Annotated in this window: 21 protein-coding genes, 1 tRNA gene and 1 other RNA gene; 7 read left to right on the forward strand and 16 right to left on the reverse strand. The window is 64.7% G+C overall.

The features are described from left to right. Positions 1-19: 19 nt before the first annotated feature. Entirely contained in the window at positions 20-1102 is a 1083-nt protein-coding gene (gene mutY, locus HNQ40_RS13615; protein ID WP_184678371.1) for an A/G-specific adenine glycosylase, read from the reverse strand. A gap of 129 nt (positions 1103-1231) precedes the next feature. Between mutY and HNQ40_RS13620 the strand changes: the two genes are divergently transcribed. Together HNQ40_RS13620 and purF are read left to right on the forward strand one after the other, a co-directional pair. Next, entirely contained in the window at positions 1232-1609 is a 378-nt protein-coding gene (locus tag HNQ40_RS13620) for a TSCPD domain-containing protein (RefSeq protein ID WP_184678372.1), read from the forward strand. A gap of 120 nt (positions 1610-1729) precedes the next feature. Further along, a complete protein-coding gene (gene purF, locus HNQ40_RS13625; protein ID WP_184678373.1) occupies positions 1730-3229 on the forward strand; it encodes an amidophosphoribosyltransferase in 1500 nt (499 codons plus the stop codon). Positions 3230-3269: 40 nt separating this feature from the next. On the opposite strand, the gene HNQ40_RS13630 is transcribed toward purF, so the two are convergent. The 5 genes from HNQ40_RS13630 to recQ all read right to left on the reverse strand — a co-directional run bounded on the left by HNQ40_RS13630 (position 3270) and on the right by recQ (position 11194). Further along, on the reverse strand, positions 3270-5411 hold the full coding sequence (locus HNQ40_RS13630; protein ID WP_184678374.1) for a DUF4340 domain-containing protein: 2142 nt from the start codon (positions 5409-5411) through the stop codon (positions 3270-3272). Between the two features lie 62 nt (positions 5412-5473). Continuing rightward, entirely contained in the window at positions 5474-7510 is a 2037-nt protein-coding gene (locus tag HNQ40_RS13635) for a DUF7088 domain-containing protein (RefSeq protein ID WP_184678375.1), read from the reverse strand. Further along, the gene (locus HNQ40_RS13640) at positions 7507-8226 is read right to left on the reverse strand and encodes an ABC transporter permease (protein ID WP_184678376.1); all 720 of its coding nucleotides are present in this window, start codon (positions 8224-8226) and stop codon (positions 7507-7509) included. Before HNQ40_RS13640 ends, HNQ40_RS13635 begins: the two co-directional genes overlap by 4 nt. Continuing rightward, complete coding sequence (locus HNQ40_RS13645; RefSeq protein ID WP_184678377.1) at positions 8223-9218, reverse strand: ABC transporter ATP-binding protein; 996 nt, start codon at positions 9216-9218, stop codon at positions 8223-8225. The genes HNQ40_RS13640 and HNQ40_RS13645 overlap by 4 nt, the downstream gene beginning before the upstream one ends. A 128-nt stretch (positions 9219-9346) precedes the next feature. After that, positions 9347-11194, reverse strand: coding sequence for a DNA helicase RecQ (gene recQ / locus HNQ40_RS13650; RefSeq protein ID WP_184678378.1), 1848 nt, complete (start codon positions 11192-11194; stop codon positions 9347-9349). A 344-nt stretch (positions 11195-11538) separates the two neighbouring features. On the opposite strand from recQ, the gene HNQ40_RS13655 reads away from it, so the two are divergent. Together HNQ40_RS13655 and HNQ40_RS13660 are read left to right on the forward strand one after the other, a co-directional pair. Next, positions 11539-12003 (forward strand): PTS sugar transporter subunit IIA, encoded by a 465-nt coding sequence (locus HNQ40_RS13655; protein ID WP_221435533.1) that lies wholly within the window; start codon positions 11539-11541, stop codon positions 12001-12003. Between the two features lie 50 nt (positions 12004-12053). Next, positions 12054-12770, forward strand: coding sequence for an AIM24 family protein (locus HNQ40_RS13660; RefSeq protein ID WP_184678380.1), 717 nt, complete (start codon positions 12054-12056; stop codon positions 12768-12770). A 54-nt stretch (positions 12771-12824) separates the two neighbouring features. Here the strand turns inward: HNQ40_RS13660 and HNQ40_RS13665 are convergent, their stop codons facing one another. From HNQ40_RS13665 to HNQ40_RS13695, 7 genes are all read right to left on the reverse strand, one after another. Beyond that, a complete protein-coding gene (locus tag HNQ40_RS13665) occupies positions 12825-13112 on the reverse strand; it encodes a hypothetical protein (RefSeq protein WP_184678381.1) in 288 nt (95 codons plus the stop codon). A gap of 15 nt (positions 13113-13127) precedes the next feature. Beyond that, a complete protein-coding gene (pth, locus tag HNQ40_RS13670; protein ID WP_184678382.1) occupies positions 13128-13688 on the reverse strand; it encodes an aminoacyl-tRNA hydrolase in 561 nt (186 codons plus the stop codon). Positions 13689-13829: 141 nt separating this feature from the next. Beyond that, positions 13830-14468: a 50S ribosomal protein L25 gene (locus tag HNQ40_RS13675; RefSeq protein WP_184678383.1), complete on the reverse strand. Its 639-nt coding sequence runs from the start codon at positions 14466-14468 to the stop codon at positions 13830-13832. A gap of 117 nt (positions 14469-14585) precedes the next feature. Further along, on the reverse strand, positions 14586-15572 hold the full coding sequence (locus tag HNQ40_RS13680) for a ribose-phosphate diphosphokinase (protein WP_184678384.1): 987 nt from the start codon (positions 15570-15572) through the stop codon (positions 14586-14588). Further along, the gene (locus HNQ40_RS13685) at positions 15569-16351 is read right to left on the reverse strand and encodes a sugar phosphate nucleotidyltransferase (RefSeq protein ID WP_184678385.1); all 783 of its coding nucleotides are present in this window, start codon (positions 16349-16351) and stop codon (positions 15569-15571) included. The genes HNQ40_RS13680 and HNQ40_RS13685 overlap by 4 nt, the downstream gene beginning before the upstream one ends. A gap of 64 nt (positions 16352-16415) precedes the next feature. Then, positions 16416-16487: transfer RNA gene (locus tag HNQ40_RS13690), tRNA-Gln, on the reverse strand. 254 nt (positions 16488-16741) lie between these two features. Continuing rightward, positions 16742-17713, reverse strand: coding sequence for a hypothetical protein (locus tag HNQ40_RS13695; RefSeq protein ID WP_184678386.1), 972 nt, complete (start codon positions 17711-17713; stop codon positions 16742-16744). A 60-nt stretch (positions 17714-17773) separates the two neighbouring features. Here HNQ40_RS13695 and rnpB point away from each other — a divergent pair. After that, an RNA gene (rnpB, locus tag HNQ40_RS13700) (RNase P RNA component class A) lies at positions 17774-18229 on the forward strand. A 62-nt stretch (positions 18230-18291) separates the two neighbouring features. Here rnpB and HNQ40_RS13705 read toward each other — a convergent pair. Further along, positions 18292-18996 (reverse strand): outer membrane protein, encoded by a 705-nt coding sequence (locus HNQ40_RS13705; protein ID WP_221435534.1) that lies wholly within the window; start codon positions 18994-18996, stop codon positions 18292-18294. Positions 18997-19071: 75 nt separating this feature from the next. Then, on the reverse strand, positions 19072-21225 hold the full coding sequence (locus HNQ40_RS13710) for a hypothetical protein (RefSeq protein WP_184678388.1): 2154 nt from the start codon (positions 21223-21225) through the stop codon (positions 19072-19074). Between the two features lie 406 nt (positions 21226-21631). On the opposite strand from HNQ40_RS13710, the gene HNQ40_RS13715 reads away from it, so the two are divergent. Together HNQ40_RS13715 and HNQ40_RS13720 are read left to right on the forward strand one after the other, a co-directional pair. Next, positions 21632-23179: an endo-1,4-beta-xylanase gene (locus HNQ40_RS13715; RefSeq protein ID WP_184678389.1), complete on the forward strand. Its 1548-nt coding sequence runs from the start codon at positions 21632-21634 to the stop codon at positions 23177-23179. Positions 23180-23182: 3 nt separating this feature from the next. Then, on the forward strand, positions 23183-23563 hold the full coding sequence (locus HNQ40_RS13720) for a ComEA family DNA-binding protein (RefSeq protein WP_184678390.1): 381 nt from the start codon (positions 23183-23185) through the stop codon (positions 23561-23563). A gap of 15 nt (positions 23564-23578) precedes the next feature. On the opposite strand, the gene HNQ40_RS13725 is transcribed toward HNQ40_RS13720, so the two are convergent. Further along, the gene (locus HNQ40_RS13725) at positions 23579-24088 is read right to left on the reverse strand and encodes a bactofilin family protein (protein ID WP_184678391.1); all 510 of its coding nucleotides are present in this window, start codon (positions 24086-24088) and stop codon (positions 23579-23581) included. Between the last annotated feature and the right edge of the window lie 347 nt (positions 24089-24435).

Here is a 24435-nt window from a genome sequence, read left to right on the forward strand (position 1 = left end):
TTGCCGGAGCAAAGTGAATTTACAAGAGGTCGATGGCGGTGAGTTGCGGTTTGGCGAGGGGGAGATCGTCGAGCTTGCTCAGGGGCCGCCACTCGCCGCGTTTGGCATGTAGGCGTCCCGATTTCACTTCGCATCGGGTGAGCGCGAACTGAATGGTGCGGTGGGTGGTTTGGTGGGTGAACGATGAAACGGGTTCGGGTTCGCTGATGCTCAGGCCGAATTGGTTCTTAATGGTCTCGGTTGCGGCGGAGACGTCACTGTCTTCCAGCGTGGGCATCTGCCACATGTTGGACCACAGGCCCTTGGCGGGGCGCTGCTCGAAGAGGTACTTTCCGTTGCGGTGGATCGCCAGGATGGTGTGCGTCACGGCGACGGGTTTCTTCTTCGGCGTCTTCACCGGCAACTCGGCGACACGGCCCGCGGCGTGGGCAGCGCACGAATCGTGCAGCGGGCAGTAGAGGCACTTGGTCGATTTGGGGGTGCAGACTGTCGCGCCCAGTTCCATCACGCCCTGGTTGAAGTCGCGGGGGGCGTCGGAGGCCTGGACCAGTTCGTCGGCGAGCTGCCAGAGCTGTTTCAGCGTGGCGGGCTTGTCGATCGCCTCTTCGAGCAGGAAGTAGCGGGCGAAGACCCGGGCGACGTTGCCGTCCACGATCGGGGCGGGGGTGTTGTGGGCCACCGACGCCACGGCCCCGGCGGTGTACCGGCCGACCCCCGGAAGTTTCAAGAGCTGCTCGGCGGTCTTGGGGACTTGGCCGTCGAACCCATCAACGATCATCCGGGCCGCGGCGTGGAGGTTCCGGGCCCGCCGGTAGTAGCCCAGGCCCTGCCAGAGCGTGAGCACGCGCTGCTCATCCGCCTCGGCCAGGTCGTCGACCGTGGGGAACGCCTCGACGAACCGCTCGAAGTACGGCACGACCGTCGCGATCTGGGTCTGCTGGGCCATCGCCTCGCTGACCAGCACATGGTAGGGGTTGGGCTTGATCTCCCAGCGCCCCCCTCGTTTGCGCGGCCGAAAGGGCAGCTCCCGCTGGTTCTGGCGGTACCAATCGAGCAACGCAGCGATGGGGAAATCAGCGGAGTTCGGGGCACGTTTGGGCACGGGCGGATCATAGCGGGACGGCGAGGAAGAATCTCATGGTGCCTCGCAGCGCGCGCCGATAGATTTTTCGAAAGATTATCGGTACTCTTGCCGGTTGCTAATTCGACGTAAACACTTGGAGCACCACGGATGGTCAGCCAACGCCAGAGCCTTCTCCCCAGTCGCGATTCGATCACCCATAAGTTTCAGATCATGGGCCACGAGGGCTACCTCACCATCGGTCTGTTCGAAAACGGCCAGCCGGGCGAGGTCTTTGTGAAGATGTCCAAAGAGGGCTCGACCCTCTCGGGGCTGATGCAGGCGTTCTGTCGTGCGTTTTCGCTGGCCCTGCAATACGGCCTGCCTCTGGAAGAGGCGGTCCGCCGGTTCAAGGACATGCGTTTTGAGCCCATGGGCACCACCGGTAACCCCGACATCCCCGAAGCCAAGAGCATCATCGATTACGTCGCCCGTTACCTCGAGAGCCAGTTCTCCGAGTCGGATGTGCGGGCCGGGATGCGTTGCTAGGCGCTGAGCCACATTTGTGAGTAAACGGTTTGACCCTCACCCGGGGGTCGGATACCGTTTTGCTTTGCACGGCGGAGCCGCTGTGACACGCCCAGCTACCCCCAGGCGAGAACCTAACGCATGTGCGGGATTGTCGGACTCGTCGCTCAAACTACAGTTAACCAAAGGCTTTACGACGCCCTGACCGTGCTGCAACACCGCGGACAGGACGCCGCGGGTATCGCCACCGACGACGGCGGCTACCTGCGTCTGCGTAAGGACAACGGTCTGGTCCGGGACGTCTTCCGCACCAAGCACATGCGCAAGCTCATGGGCACCATGGGCATCGGGCACTGCCGCTACCCCACCGCGGGTTGTGCGAGCTCGGCCGAGGCCCAGCCGTTCTACGTCAACGCGCCTTACGGCATCACGCTGGCCCACAATGGCAACCTGACCAACTCCGATCAGCTCACCAAGGAGGTCTACCAGACCGACCTCCGCCACGTGAACACCACCAGCGACAGCGAGGTGCTGCTGAACGTGTTTGCCCACGAGCTGCACGTGACCGCTGACCCCGAGCCGACGCCCGAGGGCGTGTTCCGGGCGGTGTCCGAAGTGCATCGACGCTGCCGCGGGGCCTACGCCGCCGTGGCGATGATCAACGGCCACGGCATCGTCGCCTTCCGCGACCCCAAGGGCATCCGCCCGCTGATCTACGGCCAACGCCACACGCTCCAGGGCGTCGAAACCATGTTCGCCAGCGAATCGGTCGCGCTCGACTCGCTGGGTTATGAAGTCGTCCGCGACGTGGCCCCCGGTGAAGCGATCTACGTCGACCGGAACGGCAACGTCCACGAGCAGCAGTGTGCCGAGGCTCCCACGCTGTCGCCGTGTATTTTCGAGCACGTTTACCTGGCCCGTCCGGATTCGTTTGTGGACGGCATCAGCGTCTACAAGGCACGCCTCCGCATGGGCGAGAAGCTCGCGGAGAAGGTGATGCGGCTGCAGCCGGATCACGACATCGATGTGGTGATGCCCATCCCCGACTCGGGGCGGACCTCGGCGCTGTCGATGGCGGTCGAGCTCGGCGTGAAGTACCGCGAGGGGTTCATCAAGAACCGCTACATCGGCCGAACCTTCATCATGCCCGGCCAGACCGAGCGGCGCAAGAGCGTGCGTAAGAAACTCAACCCCATCGACCTGGAGTTCCGCGGCAAGGTGGTCTGTCTGGTCGACGACTCGATCGTGCGCGGCACCACGTGCAGCCAGATCATCGAGATGGCCCGGCAGTGCGGCGCAAAGAAGGTGTACTACTGCTCCGCGGCGCCGCCGGTGCGTCACCCCAACGTCTACGGCATCGACATGCCCGCGGCTCAGGAACTGATCGCCCACGACCGCTCGGTCGATGAGGTCGCCGCAGAGATCGGCGCGGATTGGTTGATCTACCAGGACCTCGACGACCTGATCGAATGCGCCCAGGAAGGCAATCCGCAGATCGAAGAGTTCGAGTGCTCGGTGTTCGACGGACGCTACATCACCGGCGACATCGATGCGGGCTACCTCTCCGACCTCGAGCAAGCGCGCAACGACCTCGCCAAGGCGGAACGCGAATCCAAGAAAGCCGCCGAAGCCGAGGTCTGATCTTCGGTTCGGTGCGACCCCGGCAACTTAATCATGCGACTCAGGGCGAAACCAACGCTTTGCCCCAGGCGGTGTCCAGCTGCTTGAGCAGCTTGTCGTCCTCGGCCTCGATGAAGAAGGTCAGGTCGTTGAGTGACCAGACCCCCAGGTTGTCGCGTTGCAGGCGGTGGGTTTGGCCGTCGTCGGTGGCGAGTTCCCAGAATCGGATGGGCGGCTGGCGTTGTTCGGGCAGCCGGGCGGGGATGATCCGCTTGGCCGAGAGGCCCGCGAGGGTGTTCAGCAAGGCGGCGCACTGCGCTTGGTTGTCGAAGCGATTGCCTTGTGCGTCGACAAAGACGCCTTGCGGGTTGCGGCTGATGGTCGCGGCGGGGGGGAGGTTCGGCGAGTCTGGATTGGATTCGATGCCGAGGGTCACACGCGTGATCTGATCGGGGCGGTAGGGCAGGACGAGTTTCTGCCGGTACTCCTCGCCAAAGAGCGGGGCGATGACTTCGGGCAGGCGGAACACGCCCGGCAGGTCGGTGCGTTGCCCGAGTTGTTGATCGACGTTGACGACGTACGCGGGCTTGCCTTGTCCCAGGGACAGGCGAGCGGTGGGGCCTCGCGGCAACTCGGGCAGTGCGGTCCACGACCGGACCCTCGGCGACGCGACCCAATCGCCAAGCTCTTTGAAGCGGTCGGCGTGCCATTGGTCGGTGAAGTCGTCGTTCTGGGGGAGCCACCCTTGCTGTGGGTCGAGAGCGAAGTTGAACGCCTCGCCGTCGTCGCGGGTCAGGCGTAGTTCCTCGATCGGCCCTACATCCGGCAGGTTGCGGTCACGCAGCGTCACCACCGGGGCCAGCAGGGGGGCGACCTGCTCGCTGGGGACCAGCGCCGCGACGGTCTCGCTTTCGCGCACCGCGAGCAGCACGTCTTCCCGCCCGTCGCGGTCGGCGTACAGCCGGACGTATTCGGAACGCCCGCCGGTTAAACGCAGCTCGATCAGCGCGATCGGGGCCTGGGCCTCACGCGGTGCCCGGACGTGGCCCGTCGGCTCCACGCGGGTCAGGGTCGTGAGCCAGCGGGAGGCCCGTTGGATATCGGGGTCGTAGCCGGTTTCGGGTTCGACAAACGCGAGCCCCTGACCGTCGGGGCTCTGATTGATCTCGACGGTGTCGCGGCCGACCCGGTTGACTAGCTGCCCGCGGATCGTGCCCGGCGAAGCGGTGACGACACGCGGGTCGCGGAGCAGGTCGGCGGTGATGCGAGGCAGCTCGTTGATCGGGTCGGCGGGCAGGACGAAGACCACCGGCGAAGCCTCATCGGTGTCGGACCAGGTCGCGTAAACCGAGGTGCCCCCGAGGTCGGCGTCCTGCCCGAGGCGGAGGGTCTGGCGTGCACCGGTGGCGTCGGCGGTGGTGAGCGTGGCGCGGGGTTCGGCGAGGCCGTACTGGGTCAAGGCGTCCGGGGCGTCGCTGACGTAGCTCAGGGGCTTGAGGTGCTGGGCCATCATGGCCAGACGCGTCACCAACTCGTCGTCGGCGCGTTCGCCGCCGTCGGGGGCAAGCGACCAGCCGTCTTCGGCCCGCGTGAGGTTCAGGTCCTGCGGGCCGCCGGTCAGGGTGATGCGGTTGACGCGGTTGGCGTCGAGCGTCGGGAGCGTTTGGGGGCGCCACGATTTCGGGTCGGCGTTGAGGACGGCGTTGTGCAGCGTGGGGTCAACGAGATAGACCCGCTCGTCGCCATTCAATTGCAGGTAGGCCGAGCCCGCGACGCTGTAGGTCCCGAGCAGGAGTTGGTGGGTTCCGGTGTCGCTGAGGTAGGTGACCGTGGCGCGGGGCGGCTCCAGGCCCAGGGTGCTGAGCGCTTCGCCCGGGGCGATCGTGGCGGACTCGTCGTCGTAGGAAAAAACTTTGCGTGGCACCAGCGAGAGCCCGGCGTTGACCAGGGTCTCGACGGTTTCGCCGGTCACAGGGAACCGGACCGGCTGGGTCTGCCACCACTGGCCTTCCTGGTTTTCCAGGGTCAGCGTCTGGTCTTGCTGCTGGATGGTGATGGATTGGAACTCACGGCCGGTGACCAGCGTGTCGGGCAGCGATTCCTGGGGCGAAGCGCCCCGGGGACCGGCCGAGCTCATCCACAGATAAGCCCCGGCGATCGCCGCCAGCAAGACCAACATCACCAGTGTGGTTTTGAAATTCACGTGCACCCGTTTCCGGCCGAGTCGTTTCGGCAGGCGACTAGCTTAGCGATTTGTTACCCCACTCACCCACGACGCCGAACGAACCACACCCCGACCCCCGCCAGCAGCGTCAGCCCCGGCAGGCCCGCCAGCAGCACCAGGCGGTAGGCCAGCTGTTGCCCGTCGCTGAGGGCATCGATCCGGCGGATGTCCTGGCTGCGCGGCGTTGCGGCGATGGCTTCGTCGAGCCCGGCCAGCCAGTAGGTGCTGTTCATGAACAGCTCGCTGTTGCCCAGGCGTCGCCCGGCTTGCTGGTCGGACAACCAGTGACGCTCGGTGAAGACCATCAGGCGTCCGGCCGTCGCGTCGCCTTGCTCGGAAGTGGCCGAGGCGGTTGCCGCGACGACGGGGCGTTGCACTTCGCGTTCGGCGTCAAACGCGGACTCGGCGATCTCCTGGGGCGTGGTCAATCCCGTGGCGGACCAGATCTTGGGCTGGGTCAGCTCGATGAGCGATTGGGTCACGATGTTGGGGCGCGGCTCGAAGTTGATCGGCGTGGGCGCGATGAGTTGGACTTCGCGTCCGGCCAGGGCGCCGCCGAGCGGTGATTCGCTGGGCCAGTCGCGCACCGGCCAAGCGGCCTGGCTGCGTGGTCGGCCGTCGGGCCCCAGGCCTTCGTGAAGCAGCAACTCATGCATCTGCGGCGACAGGCCCCAGGCACCCGCCAACTCGATCAGGGGATCGGTGGGGCGGAACTGAGCCTCGGGGTCGTAGCTGAAGCACAGCAGGACGCCGTCGCCCGCGGCGAGGCGTTTCTTGAGCACGCTGGCCACCAACTCGCGGTCGGCCTGGGTGGTCCGTTCCAGCGACAACGTCGGCACGATCCACACGGCTTGCTGCCCCTCGGCGGGCGAGGGCGGCGGGGCGACTGCGGCCTGTTCGGGGTTGCGCGGATCGTTGCTTCCGCCGATGGCCCACTCGGTGAGCACAAAGTCGGCGGTGGCGAGTCGGCTGGTGACGTGGGTGTATCCGCCACGCGGGTGCGTGACGCTGACCGGGGTGTCACGCACAAACACGACCAGCGGCGGCTGGGTGATCTGCATGGCGACGAGCGTGCCGGTCAGGCGGTCCTCGCCGATAAACGCCGCGGGGGTGTCGGCGGTGGGGGCGGTGAACATCTCGGCGACGGGCACGACGCGTTCGCGTTCTGGGCCGAGGATGACCACAACTTCGCCCTGTCTCAGCGACGCCTGCATGCGGTCGTAGCGGGTGGGCGTGGGCGGAGCGGTCAGTGTCTGGACGGCGTCGCGGAGCGGCTCGCGTGCCGCCTCGATCATCGCGTCCATCCGAAGCAGCGTGTCGCGCGCGGCCAGCGGGGCGTTGCGGTCCTTGGCGCGGCGGGCAAACTCCCGGGCGAACGGCGTGAGCACCTCGCTGTCGGCCTTCTGCAACGCATTGAGCAGGTCGGCGCGGGCGTTGGACCACGGCGGCATCGGATCGTTCAGCGCACCGCTCAACGACGCCCCCGCATTGGCGTAGGTCGATTGCACCTCACCGAGCTTGTTGGACAGGAGCTGGAATTCCTGACGGAGCTGGGTGTCTTCCCACGAATCGTCGGCCACGATCGTGTCGATCTTGCCCTTCATCTCGGCCACATCGTTGGACAAGCGGTCGAGGTGCTCCAGGCCCGTGGTCACCGCCGCTTCGAGCGGGGCGGTTTCGTCGGCGAAGTGTTCTTCGAGTTGGCGGTAAAAGTTTTCCAGGCGGGCCAGGTCGCGGTCGGGGTGGATCAGTTCGATGTCCAGCCAGTTGCTCGCGTCGGCGTACTCTTCGAGCAGGTCCGCGACGTCCTGGCCGTTCTTGTCGTCCACCCGGAGGACCGCGGTAAGCGTGATCTGGTCATCCAGCTCGCTCAGCAGCTTCTGGGTCTGCGGCGCGAGGGTATAGGCCCGCGTGGCGGTGAGGTCGTAGCGCAGCCACGACTTCGCGCCCGCAGGCAGTTGCCGGACTTGCCAATCCACCAAGGCGTTGACCACCACGACCAACGCGACGGCGACCAGGATGGCGATCGCGACGTTCAGGCCGTACTTCGCTCGGCGGGTGTTTTGGTTGCCGCTCATCGCCATCGTCGACTCTCCAAGAGTTTGATGGCGAGGAAGAGGAACAACGCCGTCATCGAGGCGAAGTACACGAAGTTGCGCAGGTCGATCAGGCCCTTGTTGAAGTCTTCGAACTGGCGGTTGACGTTGGCGTAGAACATCGCCGAGCGGACGCTCGGCGGGATGAACCCTGCGGTGGGCAGGAAGAACAGCAGGAACGTCAGGCAGCAGATCACCAGCACCGTGATGAGGAAAGCGATGATCTGGTTCTCCGTCGCCGCCGAGGCGAACACGCCGATCGCGAGGTACAGGCAGCCCACCAATAGCAGCCCCAGCAGCCCCGTGAAGATCGGCCCGAGGTCCGGGTCGGCCGCAAGTTCGAGCACGATGATCTGCACGACCAACGGCGACAACAGCACGGCGAAAAACAGCATCGCCGCAAGCCATTTGCCCAGGACGATCTGGACATCGTTGATCGGGCTGGTCATGAGTCGTTCGATGGTGCCGCGGGAGAGCTCTTCGCTAACCAGCCGCATCGAGATGGCGGGGGCGAGGAAGATCAGCAGCCAGACGACGCCGGAGTAGGTCACGCGCATCGTCGCGTGGTTGCCCGGGGCGAAGCCGATGTAGAACACCAGTGATGAGCCGAGCGCGAAGATCGCCAGGACCACGTAGCCGATGGGCGAGTAGAACAGGCTGGCCAACTCGCGACGCATGAGGGTGAGCGTGGCTTTCATGCCGCGGAACCTCCCGCCGCGTCGGCGTTGCGGGGTTCGGCGGGGCGTGAGGTGTCGGTCACCCGCACAAAGAATTCTTCGAGCGTCCCGGCTTCACGGCGGATCTCCCGCACCAGCAATTGCTGGGCGGCGAGCGCCTCAGCAACCGCGACGCGGACGTCCTTGCGGCCGTGCGGAACGACCCAGGCGTTGCACCAGCCGTCCTGCCCGGGATCGGTCGCCACTTCGACGGTGTCGACGTGCTCCAGCCCGGACAAGGCCTGCTTGATCGCGTCAGCCGTGCCGCGGACCTCCACGTGTACCGGCGCGCGGTCGTCCTCGGCGTGGCTTCGTTCACGCAGTTCGTCGACGGTGCCATCCGCCACGATCTTGCCCTGGGCGATGATCACCACGCGGTCGGCGACACGCTGCACCTCCGGCAGGATGTGGCTCGACAGCAAGACCGTATGCTCGCCCGCCAAGTCGCGGATGAGCTGTCGGACTTGACTGATCTGGTTGGGGTCGAGGCCGGAGGTCGGTTCGTCGAGCACCAACACCGGCGGGTCGTGCAGCAGCGCCGCGGCGAGGCCGACACGTTGTTTGTTGCCTTTGGACAACCGTCCGATGGTCCGGCGACGCAGGTGACTCAGCCCGCAGCGTTCGGCGACGTGGCCGATGCGGTCCCGCCGCTGGTTGCGTGGCATGTTGTGCAGCTTGCCCGCGAAGTGCAGGTATTCCTCGACGCGCATCTCCGGGTACAGCGGGTTGGACTCGGGTAGGTACCCGAGCTTCCGGCGGGCGTCGGCGGCGTGGGTGAGCACATCATGCCCATCGAGCGTGGCTCGGCCCGAAGTGGGCGGGAGGTAGCCCGTGAGCATGCGGATGGTGGTGGACTTGCCCGCGCCGTTGGGCCCCAGGAACCCCACGATCTGGCCGGGCTCAAGCTCGAGCGACAAAGCGTCGACCGCGAGCGTGGGGCCGTACCACTTGGTGAGATTTTCAGCCTTAACCATGAGAGATTTGGGAATAGGATCGGCTTGCGCGGGATCGGGGATTGTCGTCGATTACCCAACAATTTTCAAGGCAATCGCCTGCGCGGCGAGCGGCAGTGGCTCTGCCCCTGCACCCCGATCGGCAAGATCTATTGGGCGCTATCCACGTGTTGCTGGATGGCTTCCAGGAACTGGGGGCCGTAGCGGCTGAGTTTAGTTTGCCCCACGCCGTTGATGCGGAGGAAGGCTTCGTCCGTGGTGGGCAGCGACTGGGCCATCTGGCGGAGCGCCGCGTCGCCGAACACGACGTAGGGGGGCACGCCCTGTTGGCGGGCGAGTTCGCGGCGTAGTTCGCGGAGCGTGGTGAACAACGATTCGTCGATCGGCAGGTCGGGATCGATGCCGGTGCTCGCCGCGGTACGGGCCCGGCGCTCGGACGACGGCTTGGCCACACGGCTTTGAGCAAGCTCGATCCTCACCTCCCCCTTGAGCACGTCTTTGCTCGCCGCGGTGAGGTACGCGGTGCGGTATTCGTCGTCGCTGAGGGCGAGGTGGCCGTGGTGGATGAGGTGTTCGACGAGTTGTCGCCAGTAGCCCGCGGGCTGGTGCTTGCCCAGGCCGTGGACGCTGAGCTCGTGGTGGCCGCGGCTGGTGACGCGCTCGGCCTCGCTGCCGCGCAGCACGTTGATCACGTGGCTGGTGCCGAAGCGCTGCCCCGTGCGGGCGACGGCGGAGAGCAGCTTCTGGGCGTCTTCCGTGGCGTCGACGACCTGCGGCGGCTTGAGGCAGTTGTCGCAGTGGCCACAGGCCCCAGGGCGATCCTCGCCGAAATGCTGGAGCAGGGCGGCGGTGCGGCAGCCGGTGGTGTGGCAGTATTTGACGACCTGTTCGAGCTGCTGCCGAGCGTGGTCTTGCTCGGCCTGGGTTTCCTTCTGATTGATGAAAAACTCGATCTTCGCGCGGTCGCCGCCAGAGTAGAACAGGATGCAGTCGGCGGGCAGCCCGTCGCGACCCGCCCGGCCGGTCTCCTGGTAATACCCTTCGATGTGCCGCGGCAGGTCGGCGTGGAACACAAAACGCACGTCCGGCTTGTCCACGCCCATCCCGAACGCGATCGTTGCACACACCACCCGCGCATCACCAAAGATAAACGCGTGTTGGTTTGCCTCCCGCACGTCGGCTTCCAGCCCGGCGTGGTAGGGCAACGCCGCGATGCCAGACGCCTTGAGCTTGTCCGCGATCTCCTCGCAGCGCTTGCGCGACTGGCAGTACACAATCCCCTCGGCCAGCGGGTTCTCGTGCAGGTAGTCGAGGATCTGCGGCACGACTTTCTGCTTCGGCCGGATCTCGTAGTACAGGTTGGTCCGCTCAAACCCGCCCTGGTGCTGCGCGGGATCGCGCAGGGCGAGTTCACGCACGATGTCTTGGGCGACGCGGGGCGTGGCGGTCGCGGTGAGTGCGATAACGGGCGTGTCGGCAAAGCGGCCGTCGTACCCGGTGCGCAGCTCGCCGAGCATGCGGTACTCGGGGCGGAAGTCGTGGCCCCATTCGCTGATGCAGTGCGCTTCGTCGATGGCGAACCGCGAGACGTTCAGTCGGGCGAGTAACGCGCGGCCCGGCGCGGCCATTAGCCGTTCGGGAGCCATGTACACCAGCCGGTACTTCCCCGCGAGGGCGTCTTGTTCGCGTTGGTAGAGCTCGTCGAGGTCGAGGGTCGAGTTGAGGAACGTTGCGGGGATGCCGTTGGCGGTGAGCAGGTCGACCTGGTTCTGCATGAGCGCGATCAATGGCGAGACGACCACGGTCGTGCCGGTTTCGTCCGCCAGGGCGGGGAGCTGGTAGCACAGGCTCTTGCCCCCGCCGGTGGGCAGAATGACGAACACGTCCCGGCCCGCCACGGCGTCGTCGATGATCGCCCGCTGCAACGGCCGGAATTCGTCGTGTCCGAAGTGCTGCTTGAGCAGGTGGCTGAGATGGTCCGCGTCCGCAACGGTCATGCCCCAAGCCTAGCAGATCAAAAAGTTGAGGATGCAGATTTTGGGAACCAATCGCCTGCGCGGCGAGCGGCAGGGGGCCTTGCCCCCTGCACCCCCAAAGGCAACCGGATTTGAGTCTTGCGTTCGTTTAGCGGGCGATCGCAGATCGCCGTGTCACGGGTGTCGGTCTCCGGGGTGCAGGGGCAGAGCCCCTGCCGCTCGCCGCGCAGGCGATTGCCTTAAAAAACACGGATACCAACCTTATCCATTTGCTCCGATCTAATCTGAAAGCTATTTTGTTTCGTTCCAGCCGCATCGGTAACGCGGCGAACCCATCAGTACCCTTTCGCTTGGCCTGCCTGCCTATGCTCCTCACCGACATCCTTCAGCCCGATTGTGTCATGGTCCCGCTCGTCGCCGACGACAAGCAGTCTGCGATCTTCCAGTTGGCCGACCTCCTGGTTGAGAAGACCGACATCGAAGACGCCCAGGCCCTCAAGGACGCGATCTGGCAACGCGAGACCGTCCGCACCACCGGCATCGGAGGTGGCGTCGCGGTGCCCCACGGCAAGACCGAGGGCGTCCCCAGCCTGCACATGGCCATCGGCCGGACCGCCCAGCCGTTGGAGTTCGGCGCGATCGACCGCAACCCGGTTGAACTCATCATCCTGCTCGCCTCCCCGCCGGACCAGACCGGGCCGCACATCGAGGCGTTGTCACGCATCAGCCGGATGCTCATCGACGCCGATGCCCGCGACAAGATGAAGTCGCTTGAGACCCCCGAAGAGGTCTACGCGATGATCAAAGAAGTCGAATCTTCGGTGGCCTGAGTCGGCCGCCATCACACCCGTTTCGTCCATCTATCTCACCGGGAGTCGTCATGTCTGATGCCGCTGTGCCGCGCCGTTTCACGCTGGATAGTTTCGTCGAGGCCACGGTGGAGCGTGAGCTCCGCGAGGGCCTGTTCGAGCTCGAGTCCGAACGCATCCTCGACATCAACCTCGACGGCGAGGTCTGGATCAAGACCGGCGCGATGATCGCCTACACCGGCGCGGTCAAGTTCGTGCGTGAGAAACTGCTCGACCAGGGCATCGGCAACCTGCTCAAGAAAGCCGTCACCGGCGACGGGGCCCGTCTCACCAAAGCCACCGGCCAGGGCTCGGTCTTCTGCGCCGACATCGGCAAGAAGATCACCATCCTCCAGCTCCAGGGCGAATCCATCTTCGTCAACGGCAACGACCTGCTCGCCTTCGAAACGTCGCTGCAGTACGACATCAAGATGATGAAAAAGGTCGGCGCGATGCTCGCGGGCGGCCTGTTCAACGTCCGCCTCGAAGGCCACGGCCTCGTCGCAGTGACCAGCCACTACGATCCGCTTACCCTGCCGGTCGTCCCCGGCCAGCCCATCACCACCGACCCCAACGCCACGGTCATGTGGTCCGGCACCCTGTCGCCCAGCCTCAAGACCGACCTCCAACTCAAAACCTTCCTCGGCCGCGGCAGCGGCGAGTCGGTCCAAATGCAGTTCGAGGGCGACGGGTTTGTCGTGGTCCAGCCGTTCGAGGAAGTGATCCTGCAGGCGGGGACGGCGAGTTAGTGGCTTTGGTAGGTCAGGCATGCCTGCCTGACGCTATCTTATATGAGCTTCGCGTCAGGCAAGCATGCCTGACCTACGGCTTGGGTTGGAGAGTTTCTTTCTGTCCAACTTTCCACTTATCCTCCAGGCAAGCAATACCGCCAAAACGATTTGAGCTAGCCACAGGGCGAGGTTTAAGAAAGGCACATACCAAGGAATATCTTCCTCGGACACCGTCTCAAGTTCCGCTCCCCAGGGCCCAAAACCGAAACAAAAGACGACCGATACCAGTAGGTTCAGGGCGATCAAGATCGGGATGGACAGCAATACTGTCCAAAAATATCTTTTGATGATCGGCTTCATGGGAGTATCAGCAGCTTAACCGCCGTTGAACTTTGTCATCGCCAACTCGATCCCGTCTTCGAGCCAGGACTCGATGCAGTCGCACGCTTTGCCGAGAGTGAAGTTCATCTCGTCGAGTTGTTCGCCGGTGAAACGGCCGAGGACGAAGTCGACTTGCGGGGCGCGGGTGCGGGGGCCGATGCCCAGGCGGAGGCGGGGGTAGTCGCGGGTACCCAGGGCGCGTTCGAGGTCTTTGAGGCCGTTGTGCCCGCCGGGCGAGCCGGAGGCGCGGAGGCGGATCTGGCCGACGTCGAGGGCGATCTCGTCGACGAGGATGAGGATGTCTTCGGGCTCGAGTTTGTAGAACGCCGCGGCCTCACCCACGGCCAGGCCCGAGCGGTTCATGTACGTGGTCGGCTGCATCAGCATGACTTTGTGCATGTTGATGCGGCCCTCGAGGACGCCCGCGTGGAACTTGTGTTTGGCGCCCATCAGGCCGTGGCGGTTGGCGAGTTTTTCGATGGCCATGAACCCGGCGTTGTGACGCGTCTTGGCGTATTCGGGGCCGGGGTTGCCGAGGCCGACGATGAGTTTCATGAGTTGGGAGTTGGGGGTTAGGAGTTGGGGGTTAGGAAAACGCGTTATGTGTTCTCCGCGAGCACTAGGCAAGGTAGCAGAACTTTGGCGCATGAAAAAACCCCGAGCCTTGTAGGGCCCGGGGTTGATTCGTTGAGTGGATTACTCGGCGGCTTCGTCGGCCTTGGCGCCGATGACTTCGGGTTCGCCGTCGCCCGCTTCGGCGTCGCCTTCGTCGTCGGCGACGGCCTTCTGGATCACGATCTGAGCCAGGAGGATGTTGGCTTCCATCGACAGGCTGACGCCCGCGGGGAGCTTGAGGTCCTCGGCGTGGATCGAGTCTTCCAGGCCCAGCTCGCTGATGTCGCAGACCAGCTCGTCGGGGATCGCGTTGGCCTTGCAGCTCACGGTGACGGCGGTGTGCGGGGTGCTGAGCATGGCACCGGCTTCGTTGAGCGCGGCGGGCTCGCCCTTGAACACGACTTCGAGCTCGAGCTCGACTTCTTCGTTCAGGTCAACGCGGGCCAGGTCGACGTGGACGGGGGTGGTGTCGAGGTAGTCGTACTGCACGTCCTTGATCAGGCAGGGCTCGGCCTTGCCGTCGACCTGGACTTCGATCACGTGGGCACCGCTGACGAGCACGTCGTGCAGAGCGCGGGCGTCGACCGACACGTGGAGCGGGTCTTGCTTGTGGCCGTAGATCACGGCGGGGAGTTGGCCTTGCTCGCGGAGACGGATGGAGTAGCGCGAGCCGAGCTTGGTGCGGGTTTGAGCTTCGAGGGTGGGGGTTTCGTGGGACATAGTCTTTTCCTTCTAGTAGTTGTGATTTTGATCTGTTAGCCCCGGGCTTTGCCCGGGGGCGGAGTTTCGTGGGAGAGGCCCCGGTCAAAGCCCGGGGCTAATGGGATGCGGTGATGGTCATCGTTTCGCTGCGTCGACGCCTTTGCGGAAGAGGCTGGAGACCGAGAGGTTGTGGTGGATGTTGTGGACCGCAGTGCCCATCAGCTCGGCGACGCTGAGCTCGGTCAGCTTGTCGGCGATGGCGTCGCAGCGGTTTTCGCAGGGGATCGTGTCGGTGACGACGATGCGGTCGATGGGCGATTCGGCGATGCGCTCCATCGCCAGGCCGACGAGCACGGCGTGGGTCGCGGCGACGATGATCTGCTTGGCCCCATTGCTCTTCACCAGCTTGGCAGCTTCGCAGATGGTCCCGGCGGTGGAGATCATGTCGTCGACCATCAGGACGTTTTTGCCGCTGACGTCGCCGATGATGTTGGTCGAGGTCACGTCGGTGCCGGACTTGCGGCGTTTGTCGATGATGGCGAAATCGGAGTTGAGCGCGTTGGCCACGACACCGGCGACCTTGGCGTTGCCCGCGTCGGGGCTGACCACGCAGAGCGGGTCGATCTCGTCACGCATGTCGGCGATGTGCTGGAGCAGCACCGGCGAAGCACTCATGTGGTCGACCGGGATGTCGAAAAAGCCCTGGATCTGGGCGGCGTGCAGGTCGAGCGCCAGCACGCGGTCGGCTCCCGCAGCGGTGATCAGGTTGGCCACCAGCTTGGCGGTGATGGGCGTACGGCCCTCGTCCTTGCGGTCCTGGCGGGCGTAGCCGAAGTAGGGGATCACGGCGGTGATGCGCTCGGCTGAGGCCCGCTTGAGGCAGTCGATGTAGATGAGCAACTCCATGAGGTGGGCGTTCACAGGGTTGTAGGTCGATTGCACGACGAAGCAGTCGCGGCCGCGCACGTCTTCCTCGATCTTCACCAGGAGTTCGCCGTCCGGGAAGATGTCGGTGTGGCCCTGGCCCATGGGCAGGTCGAGGTGGCGGCACATGTCCTCGGCCAGCTGGCGGCTGGCGCGGCCCGAGAAGATCTTGATGTGGTCGCGGTCGGCCTGGCTCATGCGGGGGCTCCGGGGGAGAGGCGTTGTTTGAGGATCGCGTCGACTTCGGCGAGCTGTTGGGGGTTATTGATGCTCAGCACGTCTTCTTCGGGCACGGCATCGACCACCGAGACGGTCTTGCCCTGGCCGCGGAGGATGCCGGGCACGTCGGTGATGTAGTACTCGCCTTGCTGGTTGGCGTTGCTGACCTGGGTGAGGGTGGTGAACAGGTCGTCGCTGCGGAAGCAGTAGTAGCTGGGGTTGACTTCCTGCACCGCGAGTTCTTCAGGGGTGGCGTCTTTCTGCTCGACGATGCGGTCGAATCCGCCCGAGGCGTTGCGGACCACGCGGCCGTAGCCGGAGGGGTCGGACAGCACGGCGGTGGCGAGGGTGGCGGACGCTTTGGTGCGGCGGTGCAGCTCGAGCAGGCGGGCGAGGGTTTGGCTGCGGATGAGCGGGCCGTCGCCTGCCAGAACGAAGACGTCACCGGCAGGGCGGTTCTCGAAGACGGGGCGGGCCATGTCCGCGGCGTGTGCGGTACCGAGTTGTTCGGTTTGCTCGACGAATTCGCAGCGGGGGTCGTCGGCCAGGGCCTTGCGGACGTCGTCGCCTCGGTAGCCCACGACGACGACACACGTCTCGACACCCGCGGCGTAGCAGGCCTCGGTCACCCAGCGCAGCATCGGCTTGCCCGCGACTTCGTGCAGCACCTTGGGGAGGTCGCTGCCCATGCGCGTGCCTTTGCCCGCGGCCATGATGATCGCGGCGGGGGGGACGGGGTTGTTGGTCGCGTCGGGCATGAGTCGGGCTCCGCGTCGGGGATCAACCGCACGGCGGGAGCTTGAGCTTCCGGCACCGTACAAACAGGCCCACTAGGACTCGAACCTAGAATACCAGTACCAAAAACTGGGGTGTTGCCAATTACACCATAGGCCTAAGGTCGAACATCGTTAGACCCGAGGCGGTCGACGCAGGCACGTCAACACGGGAGAGGGTCCGGCGACTGGATTGGGCTGGGAAACGTCGGTGCCGGTTTTCCTGAAAATGCGTCAGGAAGGTTGTCCGAGGTCCCGTTGTCTGCGCCGCACTCGCGTCACAGTCGGTCCAATTCAGACCCAAAGTTTAGGGTTCCGCCGCCCCATGTCAAGGCGGGGTAAAAGTCGGCTGGCAAGCCATTTATCCACAACCGCTTACGCCCGGCTGAGTTGCAGGAGGTTGCTGGGGCTCTCGGGCTGGCCGGTCCGGGCGCTGAGCAGGCAGGCGTGGACACAGGCCAGGGCTTGCCGCTGCGGAGCGGCGGCGGGAGCGGGGCGGTCGAGCGTCAGTCGCCACTGGTGGGCGAGCAGATCGACGAAGGAAGGCTGCTCGGTCGGCGTATCGCTGGCGTCGAGGATGTTGCCATCGGACTGGTGGAGCTCGTAGGCCCCATCGCTAACCCGCAGCTGGGCTTCGTCGCTGAGCACCGACAGCTCGCGTCGGGTGGAGGCGGCGGTGTCGCTGGCTTCGATGAGAACGGTGTTGCCGTTGGCGACGCGGGCGTGGGCGGCGAGTTGGCCGGTTATCTGACGGATGGGGCTGGTGGGGCCCGTGAGCGAGGCGCTGATCGTCTCGGGCATGGGGGTGAATTCGAGGGCGGTGGTCCAGGCGTCGAGCAGCCGGGCGAGCAGCGAGCCGTGGGGGGGGCGGCCGAGGCTGGTCAGGCGGATGAGCTGCGGCGGGTGGACCGACTCCTGCGGGTCCGCCGCGGCGAGGAAGCCCGGGGAACGCAGGAACGATGGAGCGAAGGTGACGGACTCGGGCAGGGCTGGGCCCTCGAGTTTGCCCAGCTCATCCAGCTCGACCGAGAGCGGTTCGAGACAGACCACTTTGGTGCCATCCTGCGCGGCGGATTGGAGGTCGGCGATCGAAGCGCCCTGCAATGACGTGACCAGCAGCGATGCCGCGGGGCGTTCGATCAGCAGCTTCCGCAGGTCGTTCCCCGCAGCGCAGCCCAGGCGTTTGCCCAGGTCATCGAGTTCGCCGCTGCGAGGCCCGCCGACGCCGATCGGGCGCACCGATCCGCCCATCACGTCCAGCAACTCCCCGGCAAGGTTGGCCCGGTCGGGGCTTGTCCAAACCGTGACCTCGGCGGCGTTGAGGGAAGCGGATGTGGGCGGCGTCATGACGAAACTCAACTTTCTTAAGGAACCTTACCCCGGAACGAGAAGCAGGATACGATATCTGCGTGTGGATGTGACGGCCGCGGGCCTGCCGAGAGGCGGGTCTGAGGAAAGTCCGAACACGACAGGACACGGTGGTGGGTAACACCCACCGGGCGGGCTGGCGACGGCCCGTTTAGGGATAGCGCAACAGAAAGGAAACCGCCTGGGTCAGTGATGAGTGACGAGTGAACAGTAACGAGTATCGGTTTTGACTCATCACTGAGAACTCGTCACTCATCACTGATCCAGGTAAGGGTGAAAGGGTGCGGTAAGAGCGCACCGCTCGCTTGGCGACAGGCGAGGCATGGCAAGCCCCACCGCGTGCAAACTCAAGCAGCCCCGGAAACGGCTTGCCGTTTCGCCCACGGTCCGTGGTGGGGCGGGTAGAGCGCTTGAGCCCGTCGGCAACGGCGGGCCTAGAGAAATGGCCGTCCCCCGCAAGGGGAACAAAATTCGGCTTACGGTCCACACATTAAAATGTAAAAACACCCCGAGGCTAACGCTTCGGGGTGTTTTGCATTGTGTAAAAGTCGCGTGATTCAGAAGACGTATCGGATACCCACGTCGAGGCTGTGGATCAACGGCGCGTCGTACTGGTTGCCCGAAAAGTTCGGGTCATCAAAGCTGTGGATGCGGTACCCGGCGTTCAGATACAGGCGTGGAGCAACTTCGAACTGGACGCCTCCCATGGCTTGGTAAGCGAAGACATAGTCTTCCGAGTCACCAAGCGCGAGGCCTGGAGCGAAGACGTCGGACCAAAGGTAGGCTCCGCCAACACCGCCCCCGACGTAGAGCTCGACGCCATCGGTGATCGGGATATCGGCGATGAGGTTGAACATCAGCGAGAGTTCAAAGATATCGCCGTTAGCGCCCGCAATCGGGGCACCGCCGAGCGTGACGCGATCGAGTTCGGTGCTCCTTGCCCCGACTTCCAACTCGGTGCGTAACGCACCGAAATCCCAGCCGATGAAGCCGAAACTACCAAAGCCGTCCTCGAATTCCAGTTCCGCAGGGCTGGCGGGTGTTCCACCATTGGTCGAGACCAATTCGGAATCTTCGACCACCGTGAACGATCCCATACCACCGATGTAGAAGCCCGTTGCCGCCAGACGAGAGCCGTCCTGCGTGGCAATGCTCTCGTCGATTTCACGAAGGCTTTGCCCGCTGCTGGGGTTACAGATCGCGAGCGATGCGAGAGCGATCAGCGGGGTAGTCAGTGCAGATCGAGAGATAGTCTTAAGCACGAGCAACACCCTTTGCGGAATTCGTATAAGTAAAAGAGAAGAGAACGGATACTTCGATAGCATCGAGCTGATTTCTTACCGACCCAGGATCAGGTCCACCGCGTTGCGGGTGGGCAGGGCCAAGGCACCGTGGGCCTGAGCGGCGGCCACGGCCAACGCGGGGTCTTCGGCGGACTTCACCAGAGCCAGCACGTCGTCGGACATCTGGGCGCTGATCAGGTTACCGTGGGCGTTGGCGGATTCTGCCAGGTCGATCAGCAGAGCGATCTGGACGTCGCCGGAGCGGCTGATGGCATCGGCACCGATGGCGGCCTGAGCGCTGGGGTCGTCGATGCGAGACAGGGTGTCGCCCGCAGCGATCGCCACTTCGGGGCGGAGGTCCTGCACCGCTTCGATAAGCGCGGGCAGGGCGTCGTTGACGTTGTACGCCGTTTCGGAGACGGCGATTTCACGCAGCAGCGACAGAGCCGACAGGGCGAACTCTTTCGATTCCTCGGGGGTGAGGCTCGATCCGCTGTAGCTGGCCGCGAGTTGTTCGACCGCAGCCGTGAGGGTGTCGGCACCTTCTAGGATCACGCTGATGCGGCCCTCGTTTTCGAAGTCACCCGACAGGCGGGCTTGCTCTTCTGGGCCGGCCAGGGCAACGATCGGCGTCGAGGCCAGCTTGTAGTTGCCTTGCGAGTCGGCCAGGGCCCGCTCGATCTCCGATGATTCGCCTTGCACCAGGATCATGTCGACGCCGGGGGTGACGGCGACGAGGCCGGTGGCGGCTCGGACGGATTCGCCGTCGATGGTTTGGAAACCCAGAGCGGCGATGGCCGAGATCATCTCGTTGCGGTCGTCTTGCGATTCACCCACCACCAGAGCGATGCGGCTGTCGCCTTGACGCACGGCGTCACCGAGGACGGGGACCACGCGGAAGTCGTTGGTGAATGATTCCTTGGGCATGGCGTAGGCGAGGGCCTCGGCCGAGCGGAAACGCACGCGGCGGTCGGGGTAGCCCAGGCCACGGACCAGCGGCTGGAGGGCGTCGAGGCTGGCGGTGGCCGAGAGGGCGGCGATCGCGTCGAGAGCGAGGTCCGCGTCTTGGTCATCCAGCGCGGTGGCCAGGACATCGTGGAGGCGTTGGGGGCCAGCCACCATGGCGTAGAAGCTGGGCTCCTGGCGATCGGAGGAGTAGCTGCGGTCGGCTTCGCCTTCGGGCAGGCGGTTCTCACGGCGGAGGTTCGCGGTGACGAACAGGCTCAGGGCGGGGTCGAGGTCGGGGTTCAGCGTGAGTGCGGTCTCAGCGGCTTGCATCGCGACCACGTCGCCGACGATCTCGCCGGGCACGATCACGGGGACCAGGCCGGGGCCGCCGGTGACGGTGAGCTTGGAGTCGTAGTTCCAGACCACGCCGGTGCCGGTGTCCGGGTCGTAGCTGTCCAGCTCGGCGGGGTTGGCGGTGGCGGTGCGGTAGGAGCCTTCGCCCAGGGCGAGGTAGAGGTCAGCGGCCGAGGCGCCTTGGGTCACACGGCTGTTCGCCGCAATCGCGGCCAGCGCGTCTTGAGCAGCTTGGCGGGCGGTCGGGTCGGTTTCGGGGTTTTCGATGACCTGCTTCAGGGCGGGCATCGCTTGGGGGTAGCCGATCGAACCGAGGACTTCGGCGAGTTGGCCCTGAGCAACCGGTGCCAGTTTGGGAAGAGCGATCGAGAGCGGCGCGACCAGCGGACGGCCGATGTCGGTCATCGAACGCATGATCACAGGGTGTTCGCTGGCGCGGTCACGGTCGATCAGCGCAGCGAGCATCTGCGGGGCGGCGAACTGACCCGCGGCCTTCAGACGTTGGGTGGCGTTCTCGTAAGCACGTTGGCCCTTGCTGAGGGTGTCGATGTCCGCGGCGATGCGTTCGGGTTCACGGCTGCGTTCGAGGCGGGCGATCTGGATCTTGGCCTGAACTTGGGTGGCGGCTTCGGAGATCGACTCCATGCCGGCCGCACGTTGGAACAGGCGGGCCGAGTCGTCGTAGTCGCTGGCTTCGACCGCGTCGAGCAGTTCACCTGGGCTGACCGCGGCGAGCCCGTCAGCGGCTTCGGCGGCCAGTTCGGGGCTGGCGATGCGGACGTAGTGAGCAAAATCGGCCCAGAGCTGGTCGGCGTCCTGCGCGTGTGCGGACGGGGCCGAGTGCATCGTGACGGACAAGGCAGAAAGGACCAGCACGCTCGGCAACACTCGGGGCGATCGCGACATCGGCAAACTCCAGCAGGACAAAAAAAGGATCGGGCGGTTCAATAGGCTTGGGGCGGGTACCACGGAGGGAGGCCCATCGAGCCAGGGAGAGCGACACAAGGGAGTCAAAGACTCTATCTAGATCAACCAAGCTAAACCCCGCCGCCCCGGACGTCAAGGAAAGTGATGTGTCTTGCCCGGCTTATGGAACCTTGGGGGATGGCCGCCCCGATCCAAATCGCCTCCGCACGGTTGCCAAGGTGTAACCGGACCGCCATAATTGCTGTCACCTCAAGACCCTCGGACCTATAACCTCGAGCCCGTGTCGAGCCGATAGTCACCGGGCGGGGACGTTCACGGGGCGGCAGGGGCCGCCAAACAGCTCGGCGTTGAATCCTTTCCTCGCCGCCTCCGAGATTGGCTGCTTATGCTCAAGTTTCTCGTTTTTCACGACGGACAACCCGCCACCGATTGGCCTCTTCGGAACGCCTATCTGGTCGATTCGGAAGGCAACGGCGTCCGGTGTGATTTCTACCTGGAAGACGGCCAGATCCTCTGTGAGAAACGTGAATCCGGGACCGCGGCGTTCTGCCTCCAACACACCGCGGGCGATCTGGGCGAATTGACCCTCCAAACCTGCCTGCTGCCGGAACGGGAAGAGCCCTATGTCCTGGCGGTTGAGCTTGCTCGGCACCGCTTGATGACGGTCTACAACAAGCTCGAAGACTGGGCCATGTTCGAGCTCGAAGCCAGCCACCCGGTGAGCAAACGCGAGTCCAAGGCCCGCGAGTTTTTTATCGAGGCTCTCTGCCACCAAAAAGACGACCCGGTCAAAGCCCACGATCTGGCCAACGAAAGCCTGGCCGCTTCGCTGGACGGCAGCGAAGAGTTGGCCCTGGCCCACTCGGAGTTGCTGCTGAACCGCCGCAAGGAAACCGGGTCGCTGCCTCGGGCCCCGATTGGTTGTGGCGTGGCGTTGGACCAGGGAGACGACCGTTTACGCGCGGGCTTGGATGCGAGCTTCGACTACATCCAGCTGCCCCTGCCGTGGAAGCAGCTGTCCCCGGAAGAAAACGAATACCGCTGGGACGAGATGGACGCGTGGGCGGCGTGGGCCTCGCAGCAGGGCAAGCCGGTGATCGCGGGGCCCGTGGTGAGCTTCGAGCCGTCGTGCCTGCCCGATTGGCTCTACATCTGGGAACACGACTACGACACCGTCCGCGACCTGATCTACGAACACATCGAACGTGTCGTCACCCGCTACAAGCACGTGGTCTCGGCCTGGAACATCGTGTCGGGCTTGCACGTCAACAGCCACTTCACGTTCAACTTCGAACAGCTCATGGACCTGACACGCATGTCCACGATGCTGGTAAAGAAGATACACCCGCAAGCGTCGGTCATCGTCGAGCTGCGTCAACCCTTCGGCGAGTATTACGCGCAGAACCCGCGCTCGATCCCGCCGATGATGTACGTGGACCTGTTGATCCAGTCGTCGATTCAGTTCGACGCCTTCGGCCTGCGTTACCCCATGGGGCAGGCAGTGGATGGGCAGTACACCCGCGACCTGATGCAGATCAGCTCGATGCTCGATCAGTTTGCGGGCTTCGGCAAACAGGTGTTTCTGACCGTCGCGGCTCCAAGCGAGCCGGTGACCGAACTGATGATCGCTTCGACCAAGAGCGAAGAGCCGGTGGACCCCAACAGCGGGTACTGGCGTCGCCCGTGGTCGCCCGTGGTTCAGGGGCATTGGCTGGAGGCCGTGCTACAGATCGCGATGAGCAAGCCCTACATCGAAGGCGTTTGCTGGCAGGACCTGGTGGACCACGCGAACATCGAGCTCCCGCTCAGCGCCTTGGTCAATGACGATCAGCAGCCCAAGGTTGCGTTCAAGCGCCTCGTGAATTTCCGCCGCAACCTTGGCCTCCCCACGCACCACGCCGAACCCACATCTCCGCAACCCGATTCGGTCTGACTCATGACCACCAACCTGCGTTCCGGGATTCCACGCACGCCGCACCGGCATTCGGTGGGCCTGGCGATCGTGTTGTTGTTCGGCATGTGGGGTGGGGTGACCGGCTGGCGACTATTTCACCTGCCTAGCGCAGGACCTCACGTTGCGCGGGGCCCCGGCTTTCGGATTGATATCAATCGCGCGGATACAGCCACGCTGCAGCTCTTGCCCGGGGTGGGGCCGAGCCTGGCCGAGAACGTGATCGAATACCGCGAGACGGTCGGCCCGTTTCAGGATGCGGCGGATTTGGAGCAAGTCCAGATGATCGGGCCGGTCCTGCGTCAGCGGATCGAGCCTTGGGTCACCGTTGAACAGTCCCCGCAACGCAGATCGATGAACCCGTAGCGCGATTCTGGAATGTTAAGACGCGTTGGGCATCCGGCGACGCGGACGAAGCCCCGCGTTGACCGCACCGGGGACCGGCTGGAAAGGTGCCTGGGTGGTCTGGCTCTGTTCCACGTCCGCCAGATCGATCTGTTGACGGCTGCGGGTCCGGTTCAGCGCAAAGCCCGGGGCGGCGGGTTCGGCTTCGGGCTCCTCGGCGGGGCAGTGCAGTTGGAGTTGCCCTTTGTACACGACCCCTTGCGCCGTCAGGAGGTGGCCGGTGTGGAGCGCCCCTTCGATGACGGAGCCGACCAGCAGTTCGGTGGTGTTTTGCACCGACACTTTGCCGCCGACGCGTCCCGCGCTGCGGAGTGATTCCGCGTGCAGGTCGCCGAGGATGATGGCGTCTGGGGTGAGCTCGATGTGAGCCGATGAGTGGACGCTGCCGGTGACTTTCCCGGCGATGACCGCGTCCTGGTCGAGGCGTAGATCGCCCTGGACCTGGGCGGCTGCTCCCAGGGCGGTAGCAATTGGTGAACTGGACATGTCGTGATCTCGATTTTTCAAACTACTGATTTACCCCCCGCCCTTCACCCCGTTACGTATTCAAGGGGCGATGACGGCTGACAAAGATCATCGGCCAAAGCTCAGAATTTCATGACTATCGGACATTGGTCGCCAGCGGGTGGTTTCCGCGCCGTGGTTGAGCGATCGCATGATGCAAACAGCAGGGGATTTCCGCAGCACCCAGGGGCGGTGGGGGACGCCGATGCCGCGCGGGCCGTCGGGAATGGGGCGTTGACGCCGTCATTCTGGACTCAGGCTATCCCTGATTTGTTTAACGCGAATATTCAAAGGCATTTATACGGAATGCGGTTCCTCAAGCCCGCAGC

Origin of the sequence: Algisphaera agarilytica (assembly GCF_014207595.1) — a bacterium.
GTDB classification, from domain to species: Bacteria; Planctomycetota; Phycisphaerae; order Phycisphaerales; family Phycisphaeraceae; genus Algisphaera; species Algisphaera agarilytica.